Source organism: Thioclava sp., from assembly GCF_048263065.1.
Lineage (GTDB): Bacteria > Pseudomonadota > Alphaproteobacteria > Rhodobacterales > Rhodobacteraceae > Thioclava.
Window position 1 is genome coordinate 15146 of sequence record NZ_JBLXEM010000017.1, and the last position, 26761, is coordinate 41906.

The 26761-nt window shown below is 60.4% G+C and carries 25 protein-coding genes; 14 read left to right on the forward strand and 11 right to left on the reverse strand.

Annotated elements, in window-relative coordinates:
* Positions 1–44: 44 nt before the first annotated feature.
* A complete protein-coding gene (locus ACN0SD_RS15765) occupies positions 45–3455 on the reverse strand; it encodes an indolepyruvate ferredoxin oxidoreductase family protein (RefSeq protein WP_417809182.1) in 3411 nt (1136 codons plus the stop codon).
* Between the two features lie 159 nt (positions 3456–3614).
* On the opposite strand from ACN0SD_RS15765, the gene ACN0SD_RS15770 reads away from it, so the two are divergent.
* The 4 genes from ACN0SD_RS15770 (at position 3615) to grxD (ending at position 7958) form a co-directional block, all read left to right on the forward strand.
* Entirely contained in the window at positions 3615–4523 is a 909-nt protein-coding gene (locus tag ACN0SD_RS15770) for a LysR family transcriptional regulator (protein WP_417809183.1), read from the forward strand.
* A 455-nt stretch (positions 4524–4978) separates the two neighbouring features.
* Entirely contained in the window at positions 4979–7141 is a 2163-nt protein-coding gene (purL, locus tag ACN0SD_RS15775; protein WP_417809184.1) for a phosphoribosylformylglycinamidine synthase subunit PurL, read from the forward strand.
* Positions 7142–7247: 106 nt separating this feature from the next.
* A complete protein-coding gene (locus ACN0SD_RS15780) occupies positions 7248–7490 on the forward strand; it encodes a BolA/IbaG family iron-sulfur metabolism protein (RefSeq protein WP_417809185.1) in 243 nt (80 codons plus the stop codon).
* A gap of 108 nt (positions 7491–7598) precedes the next feature.
* The gene (gene grxD / locus ACN0SD_RS15785; protein ID WP_417809186.1) at positions 7599–7958 is read left to right on the forward strand and encodes a Grx4 family monothiol glutaredoxin; all 360 of its coding nucleotides are present in this window, start codon (positions 7599–7601) and stop codon (positions 7956–7958) included.
* Positions 7959–8116: 158 nt separating this feature from the next.
* Here the strand turns inward: grxD and ACN0SD_RS15790 are convergent, their stop codons facing one another.
* A complete protein-coding gene (locus ACN0SD_RS15790) occupies positions 8117–8377 on the reverse strand; it encodes a hypothetical protein (RefSeq protein WP_417809187.1) in 261 nt (86 codons plus the stop codon).
* A gap of 154 nt (positions 8378–8531) precedes the next feature.
* Here ACN0SD_RS15790 and deoC point away from each other — a divergent pair, with 154 nt between their 5' ends.
* Together deoC and ACN0SD_RS15800 are read left to right on the forward strand one after the other, a co-directional pair.
* Entirely contained in the window at positions 8532–9500 is a 969-nt protein-coding gene (deoC, locus tag ACN0SD_RS15795; protein WP_417809188.1) for a deoxyribose-phosphate aldolase, read from the forward strand.
* Positions 9501–9507: 7 nt separating this feature from the next.
* Positions 9508–11847 (forward strand): aldehyde dehydrogenase family protein, encoded by a 2340-nt coding sequence (locus tag ACN0SD_RS15800; RefSeq protein ID WP_417809189.1) that lies wholly within the window; start codon positions 9508–9510, stop codon positions 11845–11847.
* 34 nt (positions 11848–11881) lie between these two features.
* Here ACN0SD_RS15800 and ACN0SD_RS15805 read toward each other — a convergent pair whose 3' ends face one another.
* The 4 genes from ACN0SD_RS15805 to ruvC all read right to left on the reverse strand — a co-directional run bounded on the left by ACN0SD_RS15805 (position 11882) and on the right by ruvC (position 14675).
* Entirely contained in the window at positions 11882–12289 is a 408-nt protein-coding gene (locus tag ACN0SD_RS15805; protein ID WP_417809190.1) for a group III truncated hemoglobin, read from the reverse strand.
* Positions 12290–12338: 49 nt separating this feature from the next.
* Positions 12339–13373 (reverse strand): Holliday junction branch migration DNA helicase RuvB, encoded by a 1035-nt coding sequence (gene ruvB, locus ACN0SD_RS15810; RefSeq protein ID WP_417809206.1) that lies wholly within the window; start codon positions 13371–13373, stop codon positions 12339–12341.
* Between the two features lie 100 nt (positions 13374–13473).
* Positions 13474–14142: a Holliday junction branch migration protein RuvA gene (gene ruvA, locus ACN0SD_RS15815; RefSeq protein WP_417809191.1), complete on the reverse strand. Its 669-nt coding sequence runs from the start codon at positions 14140–14142 to the stop codon at positions 13474–13476.
* A complete protein-coding gene (gene ruvC, locus ACN0SD_RS15820) occupies positions 14139–14675 on the reverse strand; it encodes a crossover junction endodeoxyribonuclease RuvC (protein WP_417809192.1) in 537 nt (178 codons plus the stop codon). The genes ruvA and ruvC overlap by 4 nt, the downstream gene beginning before the upstream one ends.
* A 217-nt stretch (positions 14676–14892) precedes the next feature.
* Here ruvC and ACN0SD_RS15825 point away from each other — a divergent pair, with 217 nt between their 5' ends.
* Positions 14893–15078: a DUF1127 domain-containing protein gene (locus ACN0SD_RS15825; RefSeq protein ID WP_417809193.1), complete on the forward strand. Its 186-nt coding sequence runs from the start codon at positions 14893–14895 to the stop codon at positions 15076–15078.
* Between the two features lie 78 nt (positions 15079–15156).
* Here ACN0SD_RS15825 and ACN0SD_RS15830 read toward each other — a convergent pair whose 3' ends face one another.
* The 4 genes from ACN0SD_RS15830 to ACN0SD_RS15845 form a co-directional block, all read right to left on the reverse strand.
* Positions 15157–15504 carry a hypothetical protein gene (locus ACN0SD_RS15830; protein ID WP_417809194.1) on the reverse strand — a complete coding sequence of 116 codons (348 nt, stop codon included), beginning with the start codon at positions 15502–15504 and terminating at the stop codon, positions 15157–15159.
* 86 nt (positions 15505–15590) lie between these two features.
* Positions 15591–16460 (reverse strand): 50S ribosomal protein L11 methyltransferase, encoded by an 870-nt coding sequence (locus tag ACN0SD_RS15835; protein ID WP_417809195.1) that lies wholly within the window; start codon positions 16458–16460, stop codon positions 15591–15593.
* A gap of 68 nt (positions 16461–16528) precedes the next feature.
* Positions 16529–17173, reverse strand: a complete 645-nt coding sequence (gene msrA / locus ACN0SD_RS15840) for a peptide-methionine (S)-S-oxide reductase MsrA (protein WP_417809196.1) — start codon at positions 17171–17173, stop codon at positions 16529–16531.
* Between the two features lie 55 nt (positions 17174–17228).
* Entirely contained in the window at positions 17229–18464 is a 1236-nt protein-coding gene (locus tag ACN0SD_RS15845; protein WP_417809197.1) for an MFS transporter, read from the reverse strand.
* Between the two features lie 119 nt (positions 18465–18583).
* On the opposite strand from ACN0SD_RS15845, the gene ACN0SD_RS15850 reads away from it, so the two are divergent.
* Positions 18584–19651, forward strand: a complete 1068-nt coding sequence (locus tag ACN0SD_RS15850) for a YeeE/YedE family protein (RefSeq protein ID WP_417809198.1) — start codon at positions 18584–18586, stop codon at positions 19649–19651.
* On the opposite strand, the gene ACN0SD_RS15855 is transcribed toward ACN0SD_RS15850, so the two are convergent.
* Positions 19648–21837 carry a primosomal protein N' gene (locus tag ACN0SD_RS15855; RefSeq protein WP_417809199.1) on the reverse strand — a complete coding sequence of 730 codons (2190 nt, stop codon included), beginning with the start codon at positions 21835–21837 and terminating at the stop codon, positions 19648–19650. The genes ACN0SD_RS15850 and ACN0SD_RS15855 overlap by 4 nt on opposite strands.
* A gap of 155 nt (positions 21838–21992) precedes the next feature.
* Between ACN0SD_RS15855 and fsa the strand changes: the two genes are divergently transcribed.
* The 6 genes from fsa to ACN0SD_RS15885 all read left to right on the forward strand — a co-directional run bounded on the left by fsa (position 21993) and on the right by ACN0SD_RS15885 (position 26643).
* Positions 21993–22646, forward strand: a complete 654-nt coding sequence (gene fsa / locus ACN0SD_RS15860; RefSeq protein ID WP_417809200.1) for a fructose-6-phosphate aldolase — start codon at positions 21993–21995, stop codon at positions 22644–22646.
* 123 nt (positions 22647–22769) lie between these two features.
* Positions 22770–23474, forward strand: coding sequence for a DUF484 family protein (locus ACN0SD_RS15865; RefSeq protein ID WP_417809201.1), 705 nt, complete (start codon positions 22770–22772; stop codon positions 23472–23474).
* Complete coding sequence (locus ACN0SD_RS15870; RefSeq protein WP_417809202.1) at positions 23474–24388, forward strand: tyrosine recombinase XerC; 915 nt, start codon at positions 23474–23476, stop codon at positions 24386–24388. The genes ACN0SD_RS15865 and ACN0SD_RS15870 overlap by 1 nt, the downstream gene beginning before the upstream one ends.
* Before the next feature lie 120 nt (positions 24389–24508).
* Complete coding sequence (locus ACN0SD_RS15875; RefSeq protein ID WP_417809203.1) at positions 24509–24838, forward strand: hypothetical protein; 330 nt, start codon at positions 24509–24511, stop codon at positions 24836–24838.
* Positions 24839–24908: 70 nt separating this feature from the next.
* The gene (locus ACN0SD_RS15880) at positions 24909–25601 is read left to right on the forward strand and encodes a CDP-alcohol phosphatidyltransferase family protein (protein ID WP_417809204.1); all 693 of its coding nucleotides are present in this window, start codon (positions 24909–24911) and stop codon (positions 25599–25601) included.
* A 712-nt stretch (positions 25602–26313) separates the two neighbouring features.
* Positions 26314–26643 (forward strand): hypothetical protein, encoded by a 330-nt coding sequence (locus ACN0SD_RS15885; protein WP_417809205.1) that lies wholly within the window; start codon positions 26314–26316, stop codon positions 26641–26643.
* Positions 26644–26761: the final 118 nt, after the last annotated feature.

The window sequence follows — 26761 nt, forward strand, 5'->3', positions numbered from 1 at the left end:
GCATCATTTAAGCCCAAGTCTTCGCGAAAGAAACGTCTTTATGCTTACTCCGCAGCCATCGGTTGCGGATGACCGCCCGCACGGAACGCCGCCAGCAGCGCCTCGCGACGTTTGGATGCCATGACCTCGCCTTGCGCCTTGACCGGGCCGTAGCCACGGATGCTAAGGGGCAGTTCGGCCAGTTCACGCGCGATTTCCAGCGTGTCCGACGTCACTTTGGGCAAGATTTCGGCCATGTCGGCCTCATATTGCGCGATCAGGGCACGTTCCATTTTGCGCTCGGCGGCGCGGCCAAACGGGTCAAGCGGCGTGCCGCGCAGCCCTTTGAGCTTGGCCAGAACCTTGAAGCCGCGCGCCATCCACGGGCCGAATTCGCGCTTGATCGGTCGCCCATTCGCACCTTCTTTCGACATGATCGGCGGCGCGAGATGGAAGTGCATCTCGAAATCGCCGTCGAATTCAGCGCGCGCTTTTTCCGCGGTCGCAAGATGCAGCCGCGCGACCTCATATTCGTCCTTATAGGCCAGCAGTTTATGATAGCCCTTGGCGACCGACACCTGCAGATCGCCGGGCGCGCTATCCACCAGCTTGCGGAAGCGTTTCGCAAGCCGTTTGTTCTGATACGCCACCAGATAATCGGCGCGGAAATCGACGGGATCGACCGGGGCTTTGACCACCTCGGACGTCATTGCCCGCGCGGCCTGTTCAGGATGCACCATCGCCCAGCGGCCCAGATCGAAGGCGCGCTTGTTTTCCTCGGGCTTTGCCCCGTTGAGATCAATCGCGCGGGTGATTGATGCAAGGCGTAGCGGCACATAGCCCTGCTGCCACGCCGCGCCCAACACGACCATGTTGGAGTAAATCGAATCCCCCAGCATGTGGCGTGCCAGTTCAGACGTATCGACAAAGGCCACACGATCTTTGAGCCGCGCCTCAAGGCTAAGACGCAACTGATCGCCCGGCAGGTGGAAATCGCGGTTGCGGGTAAATTCGCCCGTCACGATCTCATGGCTGTTCACCACCGCCCCGGTGCGCCCCGTCGTCATCAGACCCAGCGTTTTGGAACCCGCCGAGACCACCAGATCGCCACCAATCACGCAATCCGCCTCGCCCACGGCGACGCGAATCGCGCTGATATCTTCGGGTTTTTCGGCGATGCGCAGATGGATATGCACCGCGCCGCCTTTTTGCGCGAGGCCCGCCATCTCCATCATGCCCGCGCCCTTGTCATCCAGATGCGCCGCCATCGCGAGCACCGCGCCGATGGTCACGACGCCCGTGCCCCCGACACCGGTGATTACCACGTTATGCGTGCCATTGATCGCGGGCAGCGTGGGCATCGGTAGATCGGGCAGGTCCAGATCCTTGGCCTGCGCCTTTTTGATTTTCGCGCCCTTGAGCGTGACGAAGCTGGGGCAGAACCCGTCGAGACAGCGGAAATCCTTGTTGCACGACGATTGATCAATCGCGCGTTTCGTGCCGAGTTCGGTCTCCACAGGCACGATCGAGACGCAGTTGGATTGCACGCCGCAATCGCCACAGCCCTCGCAGACATCAGTGTTGATGAACACGCGCTTGTCGGGATCGGGGAATTTGCCACGCTTGCGGCGGCGGCGTTTTTCGGCTGCGCAAGTCTGCACATAGATCAGCGCCGAGACACCCTTTTCCTTAGCCAGCCGCTTTTGCACTGCCATCAGCTCGGCGCGCTCGAATTTTTCGACCGTTGAGGGGAAAGCGCTGAGATCGACCTCTTCCTTCTCGTCATAGACCACCACAACCGGCTTCACGCCCATCGCAGTGATTTCGGCGGCGATCCGCTGCGCGCTTAGATCGCCCTCGTTTTCCTGACCACCGGTCATCGCGACCGCATCGTTGAACAGAATTTTGTAGGTGATGTTGGTGCCCGCCGCCAAAGCCGCGCGGATCGCCTGAACGCCAGAGTGATTATAGGTGCCATCGCCGAGGTTCTGGAACATGTGCTCGCGGTTCGAGAACGGGGCCTCGCCGACCCAGTTCACGCCCTCGCCGCCCATATGGGTGAAGCCCTCGGTATCGCGGCCCATCCATTGCACCATGTAGTGACAGCCGATCCCGGCATAGCCACGCGTGCCTTCGGGCAGCTTGGTTGAGGTATTATGCGGACAGCCCGAGCAATACCACGGCGTTCGCGCAGCAATTTCGGGCGCGTTATCGGCGCGCTGAGCGGCCTCGATTTTCGCGATACCGGCCTTGATGGCATCGGTATCGCGCCCTTCTTCGATAAAGATTTCGCCCAGCTTTTGCGCAATCATCACCGGGTCCAGCGCGTAGCGCGTCGGGAATAACTCCACCCGGCGGCCATTTTCCCAGTTGTCACCCTTGTGCCAACCATAAACGCGCCGTCCACGGCGGTCATCAAACAGCGTCTCTTTGACCTGCACTTCGATCAGCTTGCGCTTTTCCTCTACCACGATCACCAGATCGAGCCCCTCGGCCCATTCGTGGAAGCTGTCCATATCCAGCGGGAAGGTCTGCGCGACCTTATAGGTGGTGATGCCAAGGCGCTCGGCCTCGGCGGCGTCGATACCCAGCAGCGACAGCGCATGGCTCAGATCCAGCCAGTTCTTGCCCGCAGCGACCAGACCAATCTTGGCCCCCTCCTTGCCCCAAACGCGCTTATCGATGCGGTTGGCGCGTGCAAACGCCTCGGCGGCAAAACGCTTGAAGTCAATCATCCGGGCTTCTTGTGCTACCGGCGTGTCGTTAAGGCGGATGTTCAAGCCACCTTCGGGCATCTTGAAATCGGGGGTGACGAATTGCATCCGCTGAGGATCGCCATCGACCACAGCCGTTGCCTCAACCGTATCTTTCATCGTCTTGAGCCCGACCCAAACGCCCGCAAAGCGGCTAAGCGCATAACCGTAATGGCCCAGATCAAGTATCTCTTGCACCCCTGCGGGGGACAGTACGGGCATATAGGCATCCACCATCGCCCAGTCCGATTGATGCAAGACGGTCGAGGATTCGCCTGTGTGATCATCGCCCATCGCCATGATGACGCCACCATGGGGCGAACTGCCCGCCATATTAGCGTGGCGCATCACATCACCCGAGCGATCCACGCCCGGCCCTTTGCCATACCAAAGGCCAAACACGCCGTCATATTTGCCGTCACCGCGCAATTCAGCCTGCTGACTGCCCCAAAGGGCGGTCGCGGCGAGATCTTCGTTCAGCCCCGGCTCAAAGCGTACATTCGCCGCCTCCAGCACCGTTTTTGCGCGCGCCATCTGCAAATCAACCGCGCCCAGCGGGCTGCCGCGATAGCCGGTGACATAACCTGCTGTGTGCAGCCCCGCCGCCGCGTCACGCGCCGCTTGGGCCAGTACAAGACGCACCAGCGCCTGCGTACCATTCAGCAATACCGGCGATTTCGTAAGGTCAAACCGATCCGAAAGAGTTATTTCTTGCCTTCCCATTGAGCACCTCCCCTTGCTATGTGGGCATTTGCCTTATGGTAGGTCATAAATTCTGACCTAGAAAGGGAAAATATGTTACAAAGCGGTTTCGTAAATCAGCAAGTGTAAGGTAAAGGAACTTGCGCAGCCAAGTGCAAAGCCGAACCGAAAGTGACCGGAATGGATTGGGACAAGCTTAGAATATTTCACGCGGTGGCCGATGCGGGGTCTTTGACCCATGCGGGCGACGCTCTGCATCTTTCTCAATCTGCCGTGAGCAGACAGATCCGCGCGTTGGAAGACGTGCTTGGAACGACTCTATTTCACCGCCATGCGCGGGGACTGATTCTCACCGAGCAGGGGGAATTGCTTTTCGAGGCCACCTCATCGATGGCGAAAAAGCTGGATAGCGCCTCGGCGCGCATCCGCGATTCCGAGGAAGAAGTGCTGGGCGAGTTGCGCGTGACCACGCCAACCGGCTTTGGCACGCTGTGGCTGGCCCCGCGGCTGATCAAGCTTTACGATAAATATCCCGACCTCAAGATCAACCTGATGCTGGAAGAGCGCGTGCTGGATCTGCCGATGCGCGAGGCCGATGTCGCAATCCGCATGAAGGAGCCCGCGCAGGCGGATCTGATTCGCAAGCGGCTGCTCAATATCCGGATGCGGCTTTATGCGACGCCTCAATATCTGGAAAAGGCCGGCATGCCGCAAAAGATCGAAGATCTTGCGCATCATCGGATGATCTGCCAGACGCCCTCGACGCCTCAGGTGCAAGCGGGCGCGCAGCTGGGGCAGCAGGTGCTGGCCTATGATCAGGCCTCAACCCTGATGGTGAACAACTACTTCGGGGTGCTCCAAGGGGTGCTCAATCATATCGGGATCGGCGTCCTGCCCGATTATCTGACCGCCGACTTCCCCAACCTTCAGTTGGTGCTGCCCGAGCTTGAGTCGGTCGAGGTGCCCGTCTTTCTGGCTTACCCCGAAGAACTCCGCTCATCGCGCCGCGTCACGGTGTTTCGTGATTTCATCCAAGAAGAAATTCTCGCATACCGACGCCAAAAAAGTAGTGAAACAACCGAGGGTTGAGCCGAGGCATAACCGCAACGCATAGCAGGCATGTCCGGCGCGCGACCGATTTTCCCTTGATGCGTTCACACTCTGCCCATAAATGAGGCTTAGAGGGCGAAACGTGTCTAGGCGCGCATCACCTTCTACCTCCCTGTTGGACTTCGGCCGAGCTTTGTCTCGGCCTTTTTTTTTTGCGCGGCGCATTTTCGCGGGTTGCGGCGCTGAAATCCAGCCACTCACACGGCAATAACAAGGTGTCCCTAAATTACACCCTCTCGCCGCTTTTGACCAAGCCGGAAAAGCACGTCGCCATACGCAGCGAAACGGCTGACATTGAGCCGCCCAAGACTCAGAGCCTTCGGTCTCTGCGGTTTTTTGTGCGCCCCTCGGGGCGTTTGGGCCCGCCGACCCCTTCCCCCCTTGGCCCGATTGCCCTATGAAATCGCCAAAGCGCATAGCCCCGGAGAATGCAGATGGACGAGCCGCAGATCACGCAGCAACTCATCGAGGCCCATGGTCTGAAGTCCGACGAATACGACAGCATTCTCGAAATCATCGGGCGCGCGCCGAATTTCACCGAACTCGGCATCTTTTCGGCGATGTGGAATGAGCATTGCTCGTATAAGTCGTCCAAGAAGTGGCTGCGCACGCTACATACCGAAGGTCCGCAAGTGATCTGCGGCCCCGGCGAAAACGCCGGCATCGTCGATATTGGTGACAATCAGGCCGTGGTTTTCAAAATGGAAAGCCACAACCATCCCTCGTATATCGAACCCCACCAAGGCGCGGCCACCGGCGTTGGTGGCATTCTACGCGATGTGTTCACGATGGGCGCGCGCCCGATTGCCGCGATGGACAGCCTGTCGTTTGGCATGCCCGATCACCCCAAAACCGCCCATGTTGTCAAAGGCGTGGTTGAGGGCGTGGGCAGCTATGGTAACTGCTTTGGCGTACCCAATGTCGGGGGCGAGGTGCGCTTTCACCCCTCCTATAACGGCAACTGTCTGGTCAATGCCTTTGCCGCAGGCCTGATCGACAGCGACAAGATCTTCTACTCTGCCGCCTCGGGCATCGGCATGCCGGTGGTGTATCTAGGCGCGAAAACCGGGCGTGATGGCGTCGGCGGCGCAACAATGGCAAGCGCCGAGTTCGACGACACGATCGAGGAAAAGCGCCCCACCGTGCAAGTTGGCGACCCCTTCACCGAGAAATGCCTGCTTGAGGCTTGTCTTGAGCTGATGGCCTCGGATTCGGTGATCTCGATTCAGGATATGGGCGCGGCGGGACTGACCTGTTCGGCTGTTGAAATGGGCGACAAGGGCGGGCTTGGCATCAAGTTGCATCTGGATCAGGTACCCCAGCGCGAAGCCAACATGACCGCCTACGAGATGATGCTCAGCGAGTCCCAAGAACGCATGCTGATGGTGCTCAAGCCCGAGAAAGAGGCCGAAGCCCGCGCGATCTTCGAAAAATGGGATCTCGATTTTTCCATTGTCGGCGAAACCATGGCCGAGGATCGCTTTCTCATCCTGCACCATAACGAAGTGAAGGCCGACCTGCCGCTGTCCAAGCTGGCGTCCAGCGCGCCGGAGTATGACCGCCCTTGGGTGGAAACGCCCGCAGCCGACCCCAAGATTGAGCTGCCCGCGATTGGCCCGATTGCCGCGCTTGAAGCGCTGATCGGTTCGCCCAATTACGCAGCGAAGAATTGGGTGTTTGAGCAATATGACACGCAGGTCATGGGCGACACCGTGCGCCGCCCCGGCATGGGCGCGGGCGTGGTGCGGGTGCATGGCACGCCCAAGGCGCTGGCTTTCACTGCCGATGTGACCCCGCGCTACGTCAAAGCCAACCCGTTTGAGGGTGGCAAGCAAGCCGTGGCGGAAGCCTATCGCAACCTGTGTGCCGTGGGCGCAAAACCGCTGGCCACCACCGATAACCTCAATTTCGGCAACCCCGAAAAACCCGAGATCATGGGCCAGTTCGTCGGCGCAATCAAAGGTATCGACGCGGCTGTGCGCGCGCTGGATGTGCCGATCGTGTCGGGCAATGTCTCGCTGTATAACGAAACCGACGGCACCGGGATTCTGCCCACGCCGACGATTGGCGCGGTGGGGCTGCTTGATAGCCTTGACGATCTGATCGCGGGTCTACCGATGGCGGGTGACGTGGCGATGGTGATTGGTGACACCAAGGGCCACTTGGGTCAATCCGCGCTTGCCTTCGAGGCGTTCGGTATGGAAAGCGGCGATGCACCGCCCATCGATCTTGACGCCGAGCGACGCCACGGCGAATTCCTGCGCGAAAACCGTACCTTGGTCAGATCCGCAAGCGATCTGTCAGATGGCGGTTTGGCGCTCGCAGTATTTGAAATGGCCGAAGCGGCGGGCTTGGGCGTAAGCGTCGAGAGTGACGACATCGCCACCCTGTTCGGCGAAGATCAGGCGCGCTACTTGGTCGCCTGTTCCTTCGATCAGGCCGAGGCGCTGATGGCCGCGGCACGCCGCGCCGAGGTACCTTTGACGACCGTCGGGCGCTTTGGCGGAGAAAGCATCACTTTCGGGGCCGAAACCGCGCCGCTGGCCGAGCTGTCGACCCTCTATCGCAGCGCGTTCAAAGCCGCGATTGAGCGCTGAGGCGCCTTTCGCACTCTGACCCCAAGATGCGTTCGCGCGGTAGCGCCCCCTTGCGGCGGCCTGTTCACACGCTTAGATTTGCCTCAAAGGACGAGGAGCCCTATTTATGGCGATGCAAGCGCATGACATCGAAGCCCTGATCCGGGTGGACTTCCCTGATGCCAAGATCACGATCACCGATCTGGCCGGTGACGGGAACCACTGGGCAGCCGAGGTCATCGACGAGAAATTTCGCGGCATGAACCGGGTGCAACAGCAACGCGCCGTTTATGCCGCGCTTAAAGGGGCGATGGACGGGCCCGATGGGGCGCTACATGCGCTGGCGCTGACGACGAAGGCGCCCGATTAAAGATGGGTGAGGCGCTTTCGGCGCTTTGGATTTTGTTTCGGGGATTTCCCCGGCTTTTATCACACGGGCTTCGCGGGTTGCGCGAAGACAATGCAAAGGATCACAGCGATGAGCGCGCAAGATCAGATCAAGAAAACAGTGACCGAGAATGAGGTCGTTCTCTTCATGAAGGGCACCAAGGACATGCCGCAATGCGGGTTTTCCTCACGCGTGGCCGGGGTGCTGAACTTCATGGGCATCGACTATGCCGACGTGAATGTGCTGGCCGATGCCGACATTCGCCAAGGCATCAAGGATTATTCCGACTGGCCGACAATCCCGCAGCTTTACGTCAAGGGCGAGTTCGTGGGCGGTTGCGATATCATCACCGAGATGATGCTGTCGGGCGAGTTGGACCAGCTGTTCGAGACCAAAGGCGTGACCTACAACAAAGAAGCCGCTGATCAAATTCGCGCCGCCAACGCCTGATCCGGCACGCAGCGCAGAAAATCGCCCCGCCCCAACAGGCGGGGCTTTTTCATGTGCTCAGAGCCGTGCGAAAAGCGGGTCAATCTGACAATAGGCTTCAAAATCGCGCGCCTGATTACGCGCCATTCCGGCCAATTCCATCGCGTAGATGTCCATGCTCAGCAGGGCGCCAGCTTATAGCCACGCTCTGCGGCTTCGGCGGCTGCACCCTTGCCCGTAAAGTTTTCCTCAATCGCCACAGCCGCCGCAACCAGCGTGTAGGGCAGCTCGAAAACCGCGACCTCAGGCCAGCGCGTCACAAGATCGCGCACCAACGCACGCCACTCGTCCCCCGAGCTCGTTAACTGCTTGATGGCATAGGCCACCAGCACATCATCGTTACTATACGTCATCACCCCAGCCGGATTGGCGTCATCCACGCCGACTCTCTTCGAAATATGTTTTTTTGCAATGGGATAGATCGTATTGTCCGTTAACTCTTTTTGCGGATCCGATTTCCCGCTTTGACCAAACGGTTGAAACCATTACGCGGCTTCGCTAGCGTTTGTCGCAGAGTTTTATGTGGACAGCCCCATGCCCCCCATCGACACGCCTCATCTATATCCGCGCAATCCCGGCACGCTGCTTGATCTGGCGTGGTTTGACAAGATCGCGGTAAACACCCCTGCCGCATCCGCGCGCGCAGCAACCCTAGCCACGCGCCGTTCGGTGAAACAGGAGTGGCAGGCCGCGTGGCTGGTGAATGCGATCCAATGCATCGACCTGACGACATTGGCGGGCGATGACACCGAGGCGCGCGTAGCACGGCTTTGCGCCAAGGCGCGCCACCCATTGGCCGATCATATCCTTGAGGGGCTGGGGCTGGACGCCGTGCAAACCGGCGCGGTGTGCGTTTACCCCACGATGGTAGGCGCGGCAGTGCGCGCGCTCGAGGGTTCGGGCATTCCGGTGGCCTCGGTCGCGACCGGTTTTCCCGCCGGGCTGATGCCGCTCAATTTGCGGCTCGCCGAGATCCTGTATGCGGTCGAACAAGGCGCCGCCGAAATCGACATCGTGATCAGCCGCGCGCATGTGCTGCAAGGCGACTGGGCCGCCCTATATGACGAAATCGCGGCGATGCGCGAAGTCTGTGGCGACGCCCATATCAAGGCGATCTTGGCCACGGGTGAATTGGGCAGCCTGCGCAACGTCTACAAGGCCTCGATGGTCGCGATGCAGGCGGGAGCCGATTTCATCAAGACCTCGACCGGGAAAGAAAGCGTGAATGCCACGCTGCCCGTCAGTCTGACAATGGTGCGGGCGTTGCGCGATTATGGCGCGCGCACCGGGTATAAAATCGGGTTCAAACCGGCAGGCGGGCTGAAAACCGCGAAAGACGCAATCGCTTGGCAGGTGCTGATGAAAGAAGAACTGGGCCGTGACTGGCTGCGCTCTGATCTGTTCCGCATCGGCGCCTCGTCGCTTTTGGGCGATATCGAACGCCAACTCGAACACCATGTGACCGGGCGCTATGCGTCCTCCAGCCGCCACGCCTTGGCCTGAGGGAAAGATGCCGACAGTGAACGATATCCTTGACAGCATGGACTATGGCCCGGCCCCCGAAGCGGCGGGTGAGGTCACCGCATGGCTGACCGCACGCGCGCCCTTTGGCCATTTCATTGACGGCAGCTTTACCGCTCCTGCCGACACCTTCGCCACCGACAACCCCGCCACCGGCGAGGCGTTGGCGCAAGTCAGCCAAGGCTCGGCGCAGGATGTTGCGCTGGCCGTGAAAGCGGCGCGCAAAGCCGCACCGAAATGGGCCGGGCTGGCAGGCCATGAGCGCGCGAAATACCTGTATGCGATCGCCCGCCACCTGCAAAAACGCGCGCGCTTTCTGGCAGTCTTGGAGGTGCTTGATAACGGCAAGCCGATCCGCGAGACGCGTGACATCGACGTGCCCCTCGCGATCCGCCATTTCTATCACCACGCGGGCTGGGCCGAACTGCTGACCGATGAATTCCCCGACCACACCCCGCATGGCGTTTGCGGCCAGATCATCCCGTGGAACTTCCCGCTGCTGATGCTGGCGTGGAAAATTGCTCCCGCTTTGGCGGCGGGCAATACCATGGTGCTCAAGCCCGCTGAATATACCCCGCTGACTGCGCTGGCCTTTGCCGAGATCTGCGCCGAGGTCGGATTGCCCAAAGGCGTCGTCAATATCGTGACCGGCGATGGCGCGACTGGCGCGGCGCTGGTGGCCTCGGACGTCGATAAGATCGCTTTCACGGGATCGACCGATGTCGGGCGCACAATCCGGCGCGCAACGGCAGGCACGCCTAAGGCGCTGACGCTGGAACTGGGGGGCAAATCGCCCTTCATCGTGTTTCCCGATGCCGATCTTGATGCGGCGGTTGAGGGTGTCGTCGATGCGATCTGGTTCAATCAGGGTGAGGTGTGCTGTGCGGGCTCGCGCATTCTTGTGTCTGAGGCCATCGCGCGCGATTTTACGGACCGTCTGCGCGCGCGGTTGGGCAAGCTGCGCGTCGGCGATCCGCTGGACAAGTGCACCGATCTCGGCGCGATCGTGCACCCTACGCAATTGACCCGCATCCGCGATCTGGTTTCGGCAGGTGAAGCTGCTGGTGCCACTCTGATCCAACCAGAAATGCAACTGCCCGCCAAAGGCTGCTATTTCGCGCCCGGCCTGCTGGTCGGGGCTGAGCCTGCCAACCCTGCGAGCGCCGAGGAAATCTTTGGCCCCGTGGCCACGGTAACTACCTTCCGCACGCCTGCCGAGGCGGTGCAACTGGCCAATAATACGCGCTACGGGCTGTCGGCTTCGATTTGGTCGGAAAACATTACGCTTGCGCTGGATATCGCCGCGCAGGTGAAGGCCGGCGTGGTCTGGGTTAATTGCACCAATCAGTTCGACGCCGCCGCTGGTTTTGGCGGGATGCGCGAAAGCGGGTTTGGACGCGAAGGCGGGCGCGAGGGCATGGCGGCCTATCTGCGCGCACCCGAGGTCAAATCCAAACCCGAGGCCAGCGCGCCAGACTTCAAGGCAATGCCCAGCCCCGCGACGCTTGCATCCAGCGGCATCGACCGCACCCCCAAGCTGTATATCGGCGGCAAACAGGTGCGTCCCGATAGCGGCCACTCCTACACGATCACGGCCAAGGGCCGCGAGTTGGGTCTTGCGCCGCTGGGCAGTCGGAAAGACATCCGAAACGCCGTGGAGGCCGCACATAAGGCGGGTGCTTGGGGCAAGCAAACTGGCCATAACCGCGCTCAGGTGCTGTATTACATCGCCGAAAATCTGGCCGCGCGCCAAGGGGAATTCGAAGCGCGCCTGAAAGAGGCCGGACACGATGCGTCCGAGGTCGCAGCCACCGTTGCGCGCGCTTTCTACTACGCCGCTTGGGCGGACAAGTTCGACGGAGCGGTGAAATCCACGCAATCGGCCAAAATCACGCTGGCGATGCATGAACCTTGGGGCGTGATGGGCGTCGCCTGCCCTGATGCCAGCCCGCTGCTGGGTTTTGCCTCACTCGTGCTGCCCGCCATCGCGATGGGCAATCGCGTGGTGGCCGTGCCTGCGCAATCCATGCCGCTGCTCGCCACCGATCTGTATCAGGTGTTTGACACCTCTGATCTGCCCGGCGGCGTGGTCAATATCGTGACCGGCCCGCGTGATGATCTGGCGAAAACACTGGCGCAGCATGATGACGTGGCCGCGATGTGGTATTGTGGCGACGCGCAGGGCCGCGAGATGGTAAAGGGCGAAAGCGCAGGCAATCTCAAAGCGATTTGGGCATTTGAAAACCGCGACTGGCGCGATGCGCAGGGCCGCGAACTCCTGAACCGTGCTACGCAAATCAAGACGATCTGGGTGCCTTACGGGGAGTAGGCTGTACGTGACTTGAGGGTTGAATTTCGACCGTCTAGCGCAGCTTGGGCACGCCGCCTGCCAGCGTTTCACGATCAACCACGCCTTGGCGCAGACTGACGCCGATTTTATGCGCCAGTGCCGACCAGCGCGCCGCTTGATCCGCGTCCAGCTCCTCGCATAACACCTCATCAAACAGGGCAAGCCAGCCCGAGAACATCCCGGGACGCACATTGCTGGCCTTGCGATGGGCCATCATTGGTGAGCCGTCATAACCGGGTTCGCGCAGGATCGCGCCTTTCCAGAACGCGGCTACCTTGGCCTCATGCGCGGGCCAGTCGGTGACATGCACGGCAAAGATCGGGCCAAGCATTCCATGGCCGCGCACGCGGTCATAGAAATGCGCGACGACTCGGTCGATGTCATCGGCGGAAATATCGAAACGGGCGAGCGGCTGGGTCATGACATGCAGATAGGCCTGCGCGCTGGCGCGATCAAGCGGTCAGATCGTCTCAGCCATCGCCAAACAGATCGGGTTTCGGCGGTGCGGGGCGCGGCGCCTCTAGCCCAAGATGCCGCCACGCCCGCGCGCCCAGCATCCGCCCGCGCGGCGTGCGTTGGATAAGTCCCTGTTGCAGCAAATAGGGTTCAATCACCTCTTCGATCGCATCGCGCGCCTCGGACAGTGCCGCCGAGAGCGTTTCCACCCCGACCGGGCCGCCACCGTAATGTTCGGCCATCAGCATCATGTAGCGGCGATCCGCGCCATCAAGGCCTAGATTATCCACCCCCAACCGGGTCAACGCGCGATCCGCAATGGCGCGCGAGAGTCGCCCGTCGCCCTCGATCAGCGCGAAATCAACAACACGGCGTAGCAAGCGCCCAGCGATGCGCGGCGTCCCTCGCGCGCGTTTGGCAATCTCGCGGGTCCCCTCGGGATCAGCGGGAATATTCAGCAGGCGCGCGCCACGGGTGACGATTTGATCCAGCTCGTCCTCGGTGTAAAATTCCAAGCGCGTGGGAATCCCGAAGCGGTCGCGCAGCGGCGTGGTTAGCAGCCCCAGACGGGTGGTCGCGCCGACCAGTGTGAAAGGTTGCAACTCGATGCGCACGGTGCGCGCGGCGGGGCCTTCACCGATCACCAGATCAAGTTCGAAATCCTCAAGCGCAGGATAGAGCACCTCTTCGACGGCTGGGTTTAGGCGGTGAATCTCGTCGATGAACAGCACATCGCGCGCCTCAAGATTGGTCAGGATCGCGGCCAGATCGCCCGCCTTGGCCAGCACCGGCCCCGATGTCATCTTGAAATTCACCCCCAACTCGCGCGCCATGATTTGCGCCAAGGTGGTTTTGCCCAGACCGGGGGGGCCGTGAAACAGCGTGTGATCCATCGCCTGACCGCGCAGCTTGGCGCTTTCGATGAAGACGCGCAGATTGGCACGCGCCTCGGCTTGGCCGACGAATTCCTCAAGCACCTGCGGGCGCAGGGCACGATCGGCATCATCGGCTAGGCGCTCGGGGCGCAGGGTTGGATCGGAGTCGGTCATCTCGGTCATGTTACGCTCGCATCAAGGCAAGGCCAAGCGGGGGCGCTGCCCCCGTCTCTGGCAGAGACTCCCCCGGGATATTTCGGGAATTTGGACTGCATCAGTCTTTCGGGGCCAGCAAGCGCAAGGCGGCGCGGATCAGCTTGGCGGTGTCGGTGGTATCCGGGTCATCGCTGGCTTGCGCTACGGCACCGGCAGCGTCAGAGGGCGAGTAGCCCAGATTGGTAAGGGCCGAGATTGCCTCGGCGGTGAAGTTGGTTTTGGGCGCGGCGGGGGGGGCTGGTTTTTTGGCGCGCGGAGCGGGGCCGTCTTCGATAACCTCAAGCGTGGCGGTGTCGACCGTCAACTCGGCCCCCATCGCCATCACCGAAGGCGCCTTTTCCTTGAGTTCCAACACCACACGCTGCGCCAGTTTCGGGCCTACGCCGGGGGCGGCTTTGACCGCCGCCCAATCGCCCAGCGCGATCGCGCGGCCTAGGCCCTCGGCACCCAGCGTGCCGAGAACCGCGAGCGAGGCTTTAGCGCCGATCCCCTGCACTGAGGTCAGCAGCCTGTGCCACTCTTTTTCCAGCAGGGTCGGGAAGCCAAACAGTTGCAGCAAGTCCTCGCGCACCAGTAGATCGGTATAAAGCGCGCAGGCTTGCCCAACGGGGGGCAGCGATTGCGCGGTGCGCGTGCTGACATAGACGATATAGCCCACGCCGCGCACGTCGATCAGCACATGATCCATTGCGCGATGCACAATGATGCCTGCGATGCGACCGATCATGCGCGCCTCCGTTTTTGGGTGTGGCCGAGGGCCGTGCGCGACAGTTGCGCCGCCCCCATTCGTGCCGCCGATTGCAGATGGAACGCGTGACAGATCGCAATTGCCAGCGCATCCGCCGCATCGGCGCTATCAAATTGCACGCCGGGCAGTTGGTGGCGCACCATATGCTGCACCTGCACCTTATCGGCATGGCCTACGCCGACCACGGTTTTCTTGACGGCATTGGGCGCGTATTCGCCCACCTCTAGCCCGGCCTGAGCGGGGGCAAGCAATGCGATACCGCGCGCTTGGCCCAGTTTGAGCGTGGCAACGGCGTCTTTGTTGACAAAGGTTTGCTCGACCGCAGCCGCTTCGGGCATGAACTGGGCGATCACCTTACAAAGGCCGCGATGCAGGTCCAACAGGCGCGGTGCCAAATCAGTGCCGGCAGAATGCAATGTACCGTTACCCAAATGGCGCAGGCGTGATCCTTCCATCTCGATCACGCCCCAACCCATATTGCGCAGCCCTGGATCGATTCCGATCACCCGCATCGCATTTGCCCCTGTTTGTTATCATTAATCCCCGATTAGCACGAAAAGAGAACATCGCCTAGCCCCGGCATTTCAGGAGGAACTTTTTTAGGCTTGCAAAAACTGCATGACGGACCTGCGATCTGTGATGTTGTTTTTACATTTCGCCCAGCCTATGTGCGCTCTGTAACGATTGATGCCTGAAACTTGAGCAGTCTGTGAACTGAGGAGCCTCCCAATGTCCGCCATGGAAATGACAAACCGCCTGAACCGTTCGCGCCACCCCGGCCTGATCATGTCGCTGATCGGCAGCTTTCTGGAGTGGAACGATCTTCGCGAAACCCGCAAAGCATTGTCCAAGCTGTCCGACCGTGCGCTTGACGATATCGGCTTGACCCGTTTTGACTTGAACCGCCTGCGCTAAGTCACGCGTTAGGATTGCAAAAAGGGCTGTCCCGTTGGGGCAGCCCTTTTTGCATTCGGCAATAATGGCACGGAAAATCTAGTGGATAAGGGGGCTTAACACGCTGGCGATATAGCGTGTCGCCGGGTCAGCATGCAGTACCCAAGCCCCGATCTGTTCGACCATGTTACCATTTGCAAGGATGGCAACGCGGTTGCTGTATTCCTCGGCGCCGATCTGGGCGAGCATCATACCTTTGACAAGCAGTATCCCCGCCACAAGCAGCGCAAGCCCACGCAACGGCAGACCACGGCGCGACTTCGGGCGCATCGAATCGAAATAGCTGCGCCCGAGCGAACCAGTCGCCTCAAAGGCACCGCCTGCCTCATGGATCTTGTCGATCCGGTTCAGGCGCTTTTCGAAATCATTCATGTCAGTCTTCGCCATTGCCGTTCTCTCGGATAATCTGCACGGAATCCCGCAAAGACAATCTATACCAAGACATGGCTGAACCTGAGCGAAATTATGGCCGACTATGCACGGCCCATCACCAATGTCGTCCATTCGCCAAATTCATTACGTGCAATGGAAACAAAGCCTTGGCGTTGATAGGCGGCGATAACGTCCTTGGCCTGTTCGTTTAGCAATCCGCTAAGGATAACAACGCCCGATTCGGCGCAATAGCGCGCCATATCCGGGGCCAATGCGATCAACGGCGCCTTAAGAATATTGGCGAAAATTAGGTCATAGGGGGCGGCGTCTTGCAGCTTCTGATCGCCGAAGCCTGCCGCCTCAAGGCAGATCACGCGCCCCTCTAAATCGTTCAGCGCAACATTGGCGCGCGCGGTTTCCACCGCTACCGGATCAATATCGGACGCCAAGACAGGCTCGGGCCACAGCTTGGCCGCAGCCATTGCCAGGACCGCCGTTCCGCAGCCGATATCGGCCACATTGTGAAAACTGCGCCCTTGGCGCGCCAGATCATCCAGCGCGCTCAAACAGCCCGAAGTGGTCCCGTGATGGCCCGTGCCAAATGCCATCGCCGCATCAATACGCAGCGCGACCGCGCCTTCGGGCACCTTGTCGGCATCATGGCTGCCATACAGGAAAAACCGCCCCGCCTGCACAGGTGCGAGTTCACGGCGCACATGGGCGACCCAATCGGTTTCGGGCAGCTCCGAGATCGCAAAAGGTTGCGCGCCATAAGCGATTGCCAGCAGATCCAGCGCCACATCATCGGGTTGATCAAGAAAATACCCCGAGACCTCGTAGCGCCCGTTGCCATCCTCGATCTCGAAAACGCCCGTGCCGTAAGGCGCCGGATCAAGCTCGTCCAGCCGCTCTTCGAGCGTCTCAGCAGAGTCACGATCAGCCAGCGTGGTAAAGGCGGTAAAGGTGGTCATGGCGGCTCCTTTGCGGGTGTTGCGCCGGGCTTAGGCCGGGGCGCAGGTCACGTCAAGCCGCACCCCGATCACGCCGAAAGCCCGATCGGGCAGCTCACCCCCGTGCCACCAATCCCGCAATAACCTGCGGGGGTCTTAGCGAGATATTGCTGATGATCATCCTCGGCGTAGTAAAACGGCGGCGCGTCGGTGATTTCGGTGGTGATCGCACCATAGCCCGCCTCCGCCAACCGCTTGGCATAGGTGGCGCGGGAGACTTCCGCAGCCGTTTTCTGCTTAGGCCCATAGGCATAGATGCCCGAGCGATATTGCGTGCCGCGATCATTGCCTTGGCGCATGCCTTGGGTCGGGTCGTGATTTTCCCAAAACACCCGCAGCAGATCATCATAGCTGACCAGTTTGGGATCAAAGATCACGCGAACCACCTCATTATGGCCAGTCATGCCGGTGCAGACCTCGCGGTAAGTCGGGTTTGGCGTCGGCCCGCCCGCGTAACCAACCATGGTCAGCCAAACACCTTGGGTATTCCAGAAAATCCGCTCGACGCCCCAAAAACAGCCCATACCGAACATCGCCTGCTCCATCCCCTCGGGGACGGGGCTGCGCAGATCCAGACCCGTCAGAAAATGCGGCTGGGTGATGGGCATTTCGGTGTCTCGTCCGGGCAGGGCCTCGGATTTCGTGGGGATCGTGGCAGGTTTTCCAAACAGCATTATATGTCTCCCTATCGCAGCCCCTTAGATAAGCGCGCGCGAACAGATTTCCAGATCAGGCCGGGGTCGGGGCGAGGCCGCTCAGCACTGTCTCATACCCCTTGGAGGGATGACGCGGCACCAAAAATGCAAGCCCAAGCGAGACAAGCGCCATCGCAGCCGCCAACCCAAACACGGCACCGGGCGAGATCATCCAGAGATACCCAAGCCCCGCAGGCAGGAACACGGCGGCAATGTGGTTGATCGTGAACGACACCGCAGCCGTGGGCGCGATATCGCCCGGATCGCAGATTTTCTGAAAATAGGTTTTTTGCGCGAAAGCCAGCGAGAACAGCAGATGGTCCACCACATACAGCGCGCAGGCAATCCATAGCCCCCAGCCGAACCAGTAAATCCCGCCATAGCTTAGGAATAGCAGCGTTAGGCCGATGTATTCCACGATCAAAGCGCGCCGCTCGCCGAATTTGCCGACAAAGCGGCCCATCGCGGGGGCGGCGACCATATTGACGGCGAAGTTGATCAAAAACAGCGCCGAGATTTCATCGACCCGCAGCCCAAAGCGTTGCACCATCATAAAGGCGGCAAAGACCACGAAGATCTGACGCCGCGCGCCAGCCATGAAGGTGATTGCGTAATACAGCCAATAGCGCCGGCGCAGCACGAACCGCTTGGATTGCGGCTCGCGGGTGTGAAACTGCGGATAAAGAAGTGCCGCCGCCGCCACCATTACCACCGTCGTAATTCCCGCGCTGGCATAGACGAACTCATAGCTCAGATCGAAGGCCTTCCACGTCAGCACCAGCAGCGCATAGGCCACCAGCGACGCGCCCGATCCCACCGCAACGATCCGGCCCAACGTTTGCGGAGCCTGCGCGCGGTCGATCCATTGCAATTGCAGCGATTGGTTGACCGCCTGAAAATAGTGAAACCCGATCGAGGACAGCAGCGTCACCATGATGAGCCCGCCGAAGCTCGGAAACATCGCCGTCACAGCGGTCGCTGCGCCTAGCAGCAGCAGCGCAAGAATCGCCAGCACCTGCTCACGCATCACCCAAAGCACGACGATCACGCCAATCGCCAGAAAGCCCGGCACCTCGCGAAATGATTGCAACCAGCCGATATCGACCCCGTCAAACTTGACCACGTCGATGACGAAGTTGTTCAGCAGCGCCGACCATGTCGCAAACGAGATCGGCATCGCAGCGGCGAACACATACAGCAGCGCCTCGGGCCTGCGCCAGCGCGGCAGGTGATGGGCCTCATCAAGTTGGACTTCACGCAGTTTGAACATGAAAACCTTAGACGTGAAGGGAACCTTAGGAGCAAGGCCGGAAAGCGTGTATTCTGACTTAGATCAATGTGCATTGGTGCAGAATCTGGCATCACGCTTTCGCGAACGGGAGATTTGCCATGGATATCATCGAGATCATCGAACGGATCGGTGAGGGTCCGACTGCGGCTCTTTTTGGCCTGATCACGGGCCTTATTTTCGGCGTAGCGGCGCAAAGGTCGAATTTCTGTCTGCGCGCGGCGGCCATCGAATTTGCGCGCGGCAAGCTGGGGGGCAAGGTCGCCGTCTGGTTTTTGACCTTCTCTACCGCGCTGGTCTGGGTGCAAAGTGCGCAACTCTTGGGCCTGTTTCGACAGGCTGACAGCCGGATGATGTCGGTGCCGGGCAGTTGGTCTGGGGCGATTATCGGCGGGCTAATCTTTGGCGTCGGCATGGTGCTCTCGCGCGGCTGCTCGGGGCGGCTTTTGGTGCTGGCCTCGACGGGCAATTTGCGGTCGGTCGTGGCGGGGCTGATTTTTGCGGTGACCGCACAGATGAGCCTTAAGGGCATTCTTGCGCCATACCGCGACAAGCTGGCAAGCCTTTGGATTACACCGGACGGCGCGAATGTCAGTCTTCTCAATGCGTTGCACCTGCCAGATTGGGCGGGCCTTGCAACCGGGGTCGTCTTTGCCATCGCGGGTATCTATCTGGCCAAACGCAACGAGATCGGCGTGAAAACATGGATCTTCGCTTCGGGCGTCGGCTTTGCGGTGGCGGTGGGCTGGGTGCTGACCTTCAGCCTCAGCCAAGTCGCCTTTGATCCGGTGCCAGTCAATTCGGTCACCTTCTCGGGGCCGTCGGCCAATACGCTGATGTTCTTCCTTGATCGCAACGCAGTGCTTGAATTCGACGTGGGTCTGGTGCCCGGCGTGGTGATCGGTGCGTTCCTGTCCTCGCTCGTGGCAGGGCAATTCGCTTGGCAGGCGTTCGACAGCGTGCCGGTGATGCGCCGCTCGATGATCGGGGCGGTGATGATGGGCTTTGGCGCGATGCTGGCGGGTGGATGCGCCATCGGCAATGGCGTGACGGGCACCTCGGTGCTGGCGGGCACGGCTTGGCTGGCGCTGTTTTGCATGTGGATCGGCGCGATGGTCACGGATTTCCTGCTCGATCAGCGCAGCCTTACCCCCGCGCAGGCCTGCTAAAGAAAGCTCTGCGGGTCGATATCAACGGCGATGCGCGCATTGTTGGGCAGGCGCAGCCCTTTGAGCCAGCCCTTAAGCGCTGCTTGCAACGGCGCGCCCTTTTCGGCCTTGATCAACATCCGAACGCGGTGACGCCCGCGCACCCGTGCAATCGGCGCTGGTGCGGGGCCGAACACCTGCGCGCCAACGCGGCGCAACGCCGCGTCATTGCGCGCCAATTGACTGCCAATATCGAATAGCGGCTGCAAATCCGGCCCCGACAGAATGATCCCGGCCATTCGGCCATAAGGCGGCACGCCCTGCGCTTGGCGCGCGGCGGCCTCTTGCGCCCAGAACGCCTCTTCATCGCCGCCCAGAATGGCGCGGATCACCGGATGCTCGGGCTGGAATGTCTGCAAAAGCGCAATTCCCTTCTCTTCGGCACGCCCAGCGCGCCCCGCCACCTGCCGCATCAGTTGAAAGGTCTTTTCTGCCGCGCGCAGATCCGACCCTTGCAGACCCAGATCCGCGTCGATCACCCCGACCAGCGTCAGCTTCGGAAAGTTATGCCCCTTGGCCACGATCTGCGTGCCGATGATGATATCGGCCCCGCCATTGGCAATGTCGACGATCGCCTCTTTCAGCGCGCGTGCCGATCCGAACAGATCAGAACTCAGCACCGACAGACGCGCGTCGGGAAAGCGGCGCGTGACCTCTTCGGCCAGACGTTCCACACCGGGGCCGACAGGGGCCAACTTTCCCTCGACCTCACAGCTTGGGCATTTCGTTGGGATCGGTTTGGTCTCGCCGCATTGATGGCACACGAGCCGCTTGAGAAAGCGGTGCTCGACCATGCGCGCATCGCAATGATCACAGGCAATCTGATGCCCACAGGCGCGGCAAATAGTGACCGGAGCATAGCCGCGACGATTGAGAAACAGCATCGACTGCTGGCCCGCGGCTATGCGCTGCGTGACCTCGGACACCAGCGTAGGACCGATCCAGCTGCCCGCCTCCAACGCCTCCTCGCGCATGTCGATCGCGCCCATATCGGGCATCTCGGCGGTGCCAAAGCGCGCCCCGAGATCAAGCCTGTGATACTTGCCTGCTTGCGCATTCGCCCAACTTTCTAGCGACGGTGTGGCCGAGGCCAGCACCACCTGCGCACTTGCCAGCGAGGCCCGCAGCACCGCCATGTCGCGCGCATTATACAGCACGCCCTCTTCCTGCTTATACGAGCCGTCATGTTCTTCATCGACCACGATCAGCCCGAGGTCGCGAAACGGCAGAAACAGTGCCGAGCGCGCGCCCACGACCAATTGCACCTCGCCCGCTCCGCAGGCCTTCCACAACCGCCGCCGTTCCGACTGCGTCACGCCCGAATGCCACTCGCCCGGACGTGCGCCAAACCGCGCCTCGACACGGGCCAGAAACTCGGATGACAGCGCGATCTCGGGCAGCAACACCAACGCTTGCCGCCCTTGCGCCAGACAATGCGCCACAGCCTCTAGGTAAACCTCGGTCTTGCCGGACCCCGTCACCCCCTTGAGCAGCGTGGTCGAATACCCCCCCGCACTGGCGCGCAACGCATCCGCCGCTTGCGCCTGCGCATCCGACAGCGCCTTCCCGGGCAGGTTGGGATCGAGCCGCGCAAATGGCAGATCGCGCGGCACTTCAGCCTCAATCACAGCCCCCGTTTTTGCCAGCCCCTTCACAACCTGCGTAGTGACCCCGGCGAGATGCGCCAGCTCGCCCAGATGGAACCCCGCCCCGCCATGATCGCGCAACACATCTAACACGCGCGTACGCGCGTCGGTCATCCGCGCGGGCGCATCGCCCCCCAGCCGATAGATTTTTCGCAGCCCCGGCGGGTCGCCAAGGCCCGGCGCGCGGGTCGCCAGCCGTAACACCTGCGGCAAACCCGTCATCGTGTAATCCGCCATGCGCACCAGAAAATCGCGCAACTCCTCGCGCATCGGCGCCACATCGAAAACCCGGATCACCGACCGCAATTTCGCCGCGTCGAAATCGCCCGCGCCCGGCCCCCAGACGACGCCTAACACCTTGCGCGGCCCCAGCGGCACCTCGACAAACGCGCCGGGGAAACATCCGCCCTCGGGCGCGCGATAATCCAACGGCTTGCCAATCGGCTCTGCCGTCAACACCGCAACGCGCGCACCCGTATCAAACCAGCCGGGATCAGACATCGCGCAGCGCCCCTTCTTTCATCTGGCCAAAAATACTCCGGGGTGAGGCGCATCTGCGCCGAGGGGCAGCGCCCCCTCCATCATACGCTTTCCACCCTTTCGCGAGCGTGACTTTTGCGCTACCACCCGCGCAACTGCCGCCAAGGAGAAACCCCATGAAATTTTTCGTCGATACCGCCGATACCGCCGCGATTCGTGAGCTTAACGATCTGGGCATGGTCGATGGCGTGACCACCAACCCGTCGCTGATCCTGAAATCGGGGCGCGACATTCTCGAAGTCACCAAAGAGATCTGCGACATGGTTTCAGGCCCGGTCTCGGCCGAGGTCGTCGCCACCGAGGCGAAGCAGATGATCGAAGAAGGGAATAAGCTCGCCAAGATCGCCCCCAATATCGCGATCAAGGTTCCGCTGACATGGGACGGCCTGACCGCCTGTAAGGCTTTCGCATCCGAAGGCCACATGGTCAATGTCACGTTGTGCTTCTCGGCAGCGCAAGCGCTGATTGCTGCGAAAGCGGGGGCAACGTTTATCTCGCCTTTCATCGGTCGCCTTGATGATATCAACCTTGATGGCATGCAGTTGATCGAGGATATCCGTGTCATCTATGACAACTATGATTTCAAGACCGAGATCCTTGCCGCCTCGATCCGCTCGGTGAACCATATCACCGACGCAGCCCGCATCGGCGCCGATGTGATCACCGCGCCGCCCAATGTCATCAAGGCAATGGCGAACCACCCGCTGACAGACAAAGGTCTGGCGCAGTTCCTGAAGGACTGGGACGCGACGGGTCAGAAAATCGTCTAATCACCGCACCGGCCCGCCACACTGGCGGGCCTTTTGCACTCCGCTCGGGATTTTTGCGCTGCATTTCGTGCCACGTCGTGTATGCTGGAAAAAAATAGCAACGACCCGAGCAGTGAGACAGGCATGACCGAAACGGCCCTCGTGGAACATCTCCGCGACCAAATCATTTCCGACCCTGACGTAATCTTGGAAGACCGCGATCTGATGCGCGCGCTTGTGGCTGCAAATGAGGCAGCGATGGGCGGCAATATTGTCGATCTGCGCGGTATGGCAATGGCCCGGCTTGAGGCGCGCCTTGATCGTCTTGAGGATACCCATCGTTCGGTGATTGCAGCCGCCTATGAAAATCTTGCAGGCACCAATCAAGTGCATCGCGCAGTGCTGCGCCTGCTTGACCCCATTAATTTCCCGTCCTTCCTAGCAAATCTACGCACGGATGTGGCCGAGATTTTGCGCGTCGATTCTGTGCGCCTTGTACTGGAAAGCAAGCAAAGTGAGGATGACCCCGCGCTGCATACCTTGGGCGATGTTCTGTGCGTGGCCGAGCCGGGTTTCGTGCAGGAATATCTGCGTGCAGGGCGTGGCGGCAATCCGCGTGGCGTGGTGTTGCGCCAGACGGTTCCCGGCTCTGAGGCGATTTATGGCGAGGCCGCCGACTGGATCCGCTCTGAGGCGCTGATGCGTCTTGATCTGGGTGAGGGGCGGCTGCCCGGGATGCTGGTGATGGGTGCCGAAGACCCGCATCAATTCAAACCCTCGCAGGGCACCGATCTGCTGGCGTTTTTCGCTGGCGTGTTTGAACGCGCGATGCGCCGCTGGTTGGAATAATGCTGACGCCGGGCTTGGGCGCGGCGCTGGCCGAGTGGCTGTCGCATTTGCGCGCGCTTGGCGGTGCAGCTGACAACACGATTGAGGCCTATCGCGCCGATGTGTCCAGCTTTCTAGGCTTCTTGCAAACCCATCACGGTGAAGGCTTTGGCGTCGCGCGACTGGCGACATTGGGCCAAAGTGACATGCGGTCGTGGATGGCGCATGAGCGCGGGCGCGGCTTGTCGGCGCGGTCCTTAGCGCGCGCGCTGTCATCGGTCAAAAGTTTCACGCGCTGGATGGCCGATCGCAAAGGCTTCGATGCCAGCCACGTTCTGCTGGCCCGCGCCCCGAAATATCAGCGCAAACTGCCGCGCCCTCTGTCTGAAGACGGCGCGCGCGCCATGATTGATCAGGTCGATACGCAAGCCGCCGAGCCTTGGGTGGCGGCGCGCGATGCGGCTGTTCTGACCCTGCTTTACGGCGGCGGGCTGCGGATCTCTGAGGCGCTTGGGCTGACCGGTGATCTGCACCCCCTGCCCGACGTGCTGCGCATCCGTGGCAAGGGAGACAAAGAGCGTCTGGTTCCGGTGCTAGGGGCCGCGCGCGAGGCGGTGGCCGAATACGTTCGCCTTTGCCCCTACCCCGCCGAACCGGGTCAGCCGCTGTTTCGCGGCAAACGTGGCGGGCCGCTTAACCCGCGTCTGGTGTCGCGCGCGATGGAGCAAGCCCGGATGGCCCTGGGACTGCCCGCCACCGCCACACCGCACGCAATGCGCCACAGCTTTGCCACGCACCTTCTGGCGGCTGGGGGCGATTTGCGCGCGATACAGGAATTGCTTGGACATGCCAGCCTCGCCACGACGCAAATATACACCGCCGTCGATGCGGCACGTCTGATGGAAGTCTATGATAAGGCCCATCCGCGCGCTTGAATGATGCCCGCAACCGTGCCAATTTTTGCCGCCTCAGTCGTGCTTTTCCCGGATTTTAAGTCTTGCTTCATGCCTTCGCTGTAACGTGTGCGCACGCTTGAAACGCGAAATGTCAAAGATATGTCACTTTCATCCATCAACTCCCTAGCTGGGCTGGGAACGCTCAGCACGCGCTCGACTGCCAACAACGTCCCGAACGCCCAAAGCTTTGAAACGACCGACACTATGGCTTCCCGCGCGTCAAATGCCGCCAAAGGCAGCGACGCGGCGCAAGGCCCTCCTCCGGGTGGTGGTGGCGCGGGCGTGTCTGGCGACGGCTCGCAAAGCGAAGACTCCTCGACGCTGTATGAATCCCTCTTTGAGGCCCTCAGTGTTGAAGACGAGAGCAGCTTGCTCACGACCACAAACTCGGCAGAGAAGTATCTGGCACTGTTGTCTGTAATCTCCTGACTTTGACTGGTTAAGGCGGCTTTCAAGCGGTCTCGCTTGCGCCGCTCACCAGTTTTAGGCAGGAAGGGCTATGGATATCCGTTTCAAAGCTCTCTGCGTTCACTTGCTCACAGCCACCGGCGCTGTTCTCTCGATGCTGGCCCTTCTAGCCGCGGCGGATCAGAAATGGAGCCTGATGTTTTTATGGCTCGTCGTCGCATTTTTTGTCGACGGCATAGATGGTCCGCTGGCGCGCCGCTACGACGTGAAAAACAACTCCCCGCTCTATGACGGGGAGCTGATGGATCTCATCGTAGATTATCTAACCTATGTCTTCATTCCCGCCTTTGCGCTGTTCAAATCTGGGCTGTTGCCGGGATGGCCGGGCTGGCTTGCGATTATCGCGATCACCTATGGCAGCGTTGTCTATTTCTCCGATACGCGTATGAAGATGAAGGATAACTCCTTCTCCGGCTTCCCGGGCGCATGGAATATGCTGGTGCTGGTTCTCTTTGCCCTTTCACCGGCACCAACGACCAGCCTTGTCGTCGTCGTCGCGCTAAGCATTGCGATGTTCTTGCCGTTGAAATTCATCCATCCCGTTCGCACAAAGCGTTGGCGCGTCGTGTCACTCCCTATTGCGCTCGCTTGGACGTTTTTTGCTGGCTGGGCGGCCTTGGTCAATTTTGATCCGGCGAGTTGGGCGCATTGGGGTCTGGTACCGACCTCATTCTACCTACTTTTCGTCGGCATCGTTCAGCAAATCATTCCCGAGCGTAGCTGATATTCAAGGCCCGGCTCGTAGTTAACGAAACTCGCTTTATCGCCTGATATGGGCGCTTCGTTGACTTGCCTCTAGGGCACCCACGATTAGCGCGACCGCGGGCGCACCTATTTCGCATGCACCCACACTCGTGCCTGTAATAGGACGAGCGGAAAGACATTCCGGCCTGAGCCGACGCGAAGGCCACGTTCCATTGAAACCCGCGGCCCCGATGAATCAAACGTGTCCTGTCCGTGACCGGAACTCGCGCATACGTTGTAATGACCGAAGGTCAAGTGGCCGCTTCTCCGGTCGCTTTGAAGTTACAGTTGTCGCTCTTATGAACATTCAATAGGGCCGAACGTAAAGTGGTGACATGAACCGGGGGCATGACCGTGTTGGCCACAGAAGAGATCTAGGTGGTGCGCAGCTCTAACCGCTTCCATGGCGATGATACTGGGCGCTCAGGAAATCCAGAATCCTATGCCGCTGTAGACGCTTGCGAAAAATGATCCCCGTCTCATCCAGCCTCACGAGCCTGCAAACTGCCTTGCTTCAATCAATGCCAAAAACCTTGATGTCCATCAGATGCTCCTCTCCGTTGCCGATATCGCCACCATAGCAGCGGTTCAGCTGGAAGGCAGGTCACTCCATCAACTCACCTTATGGTTGAGCGCGGCTTGAAAAAGCTTTAAGTGCATATCTATACAATCATGATATTGGAATTTCACCGATGGCTTCGTTCGCGAAACACAAAATGCAGCTTTCCCAAGCACGCATCGCAATTTTCGACCTCGGCTATGCCGAACTGCCCCTAGCAGTCGAATTTGGGAAGCAACATGATACCATTGGTTTTGATGTTTCGGCCGAGCGCATCGGCGAGCTGTGTTCTGGAAATGACCGAGCCGCAGAGATCGATCATTTGAGCCGCCCTGTTCAGCTTACATCCTCTTCAGAGTTGGGCGACGTCCGGTCTTGCAACGTCTCTATTGTCGCTCTGCCCAGGTGCGACGGCTTAAATCTCATCTCACCCTCTTCAATGCGCGCGTGCCAGACCATTTGATGAGAAGCACATTGTCAATCGGCATGCAATCCTGACCCCCCTGGGGGTGCGGACAAAAACTTGGACTGTTTTCACGGCATAAGGCCGAGGCTTTTACGGTATTCGATTGGGCTTCTGC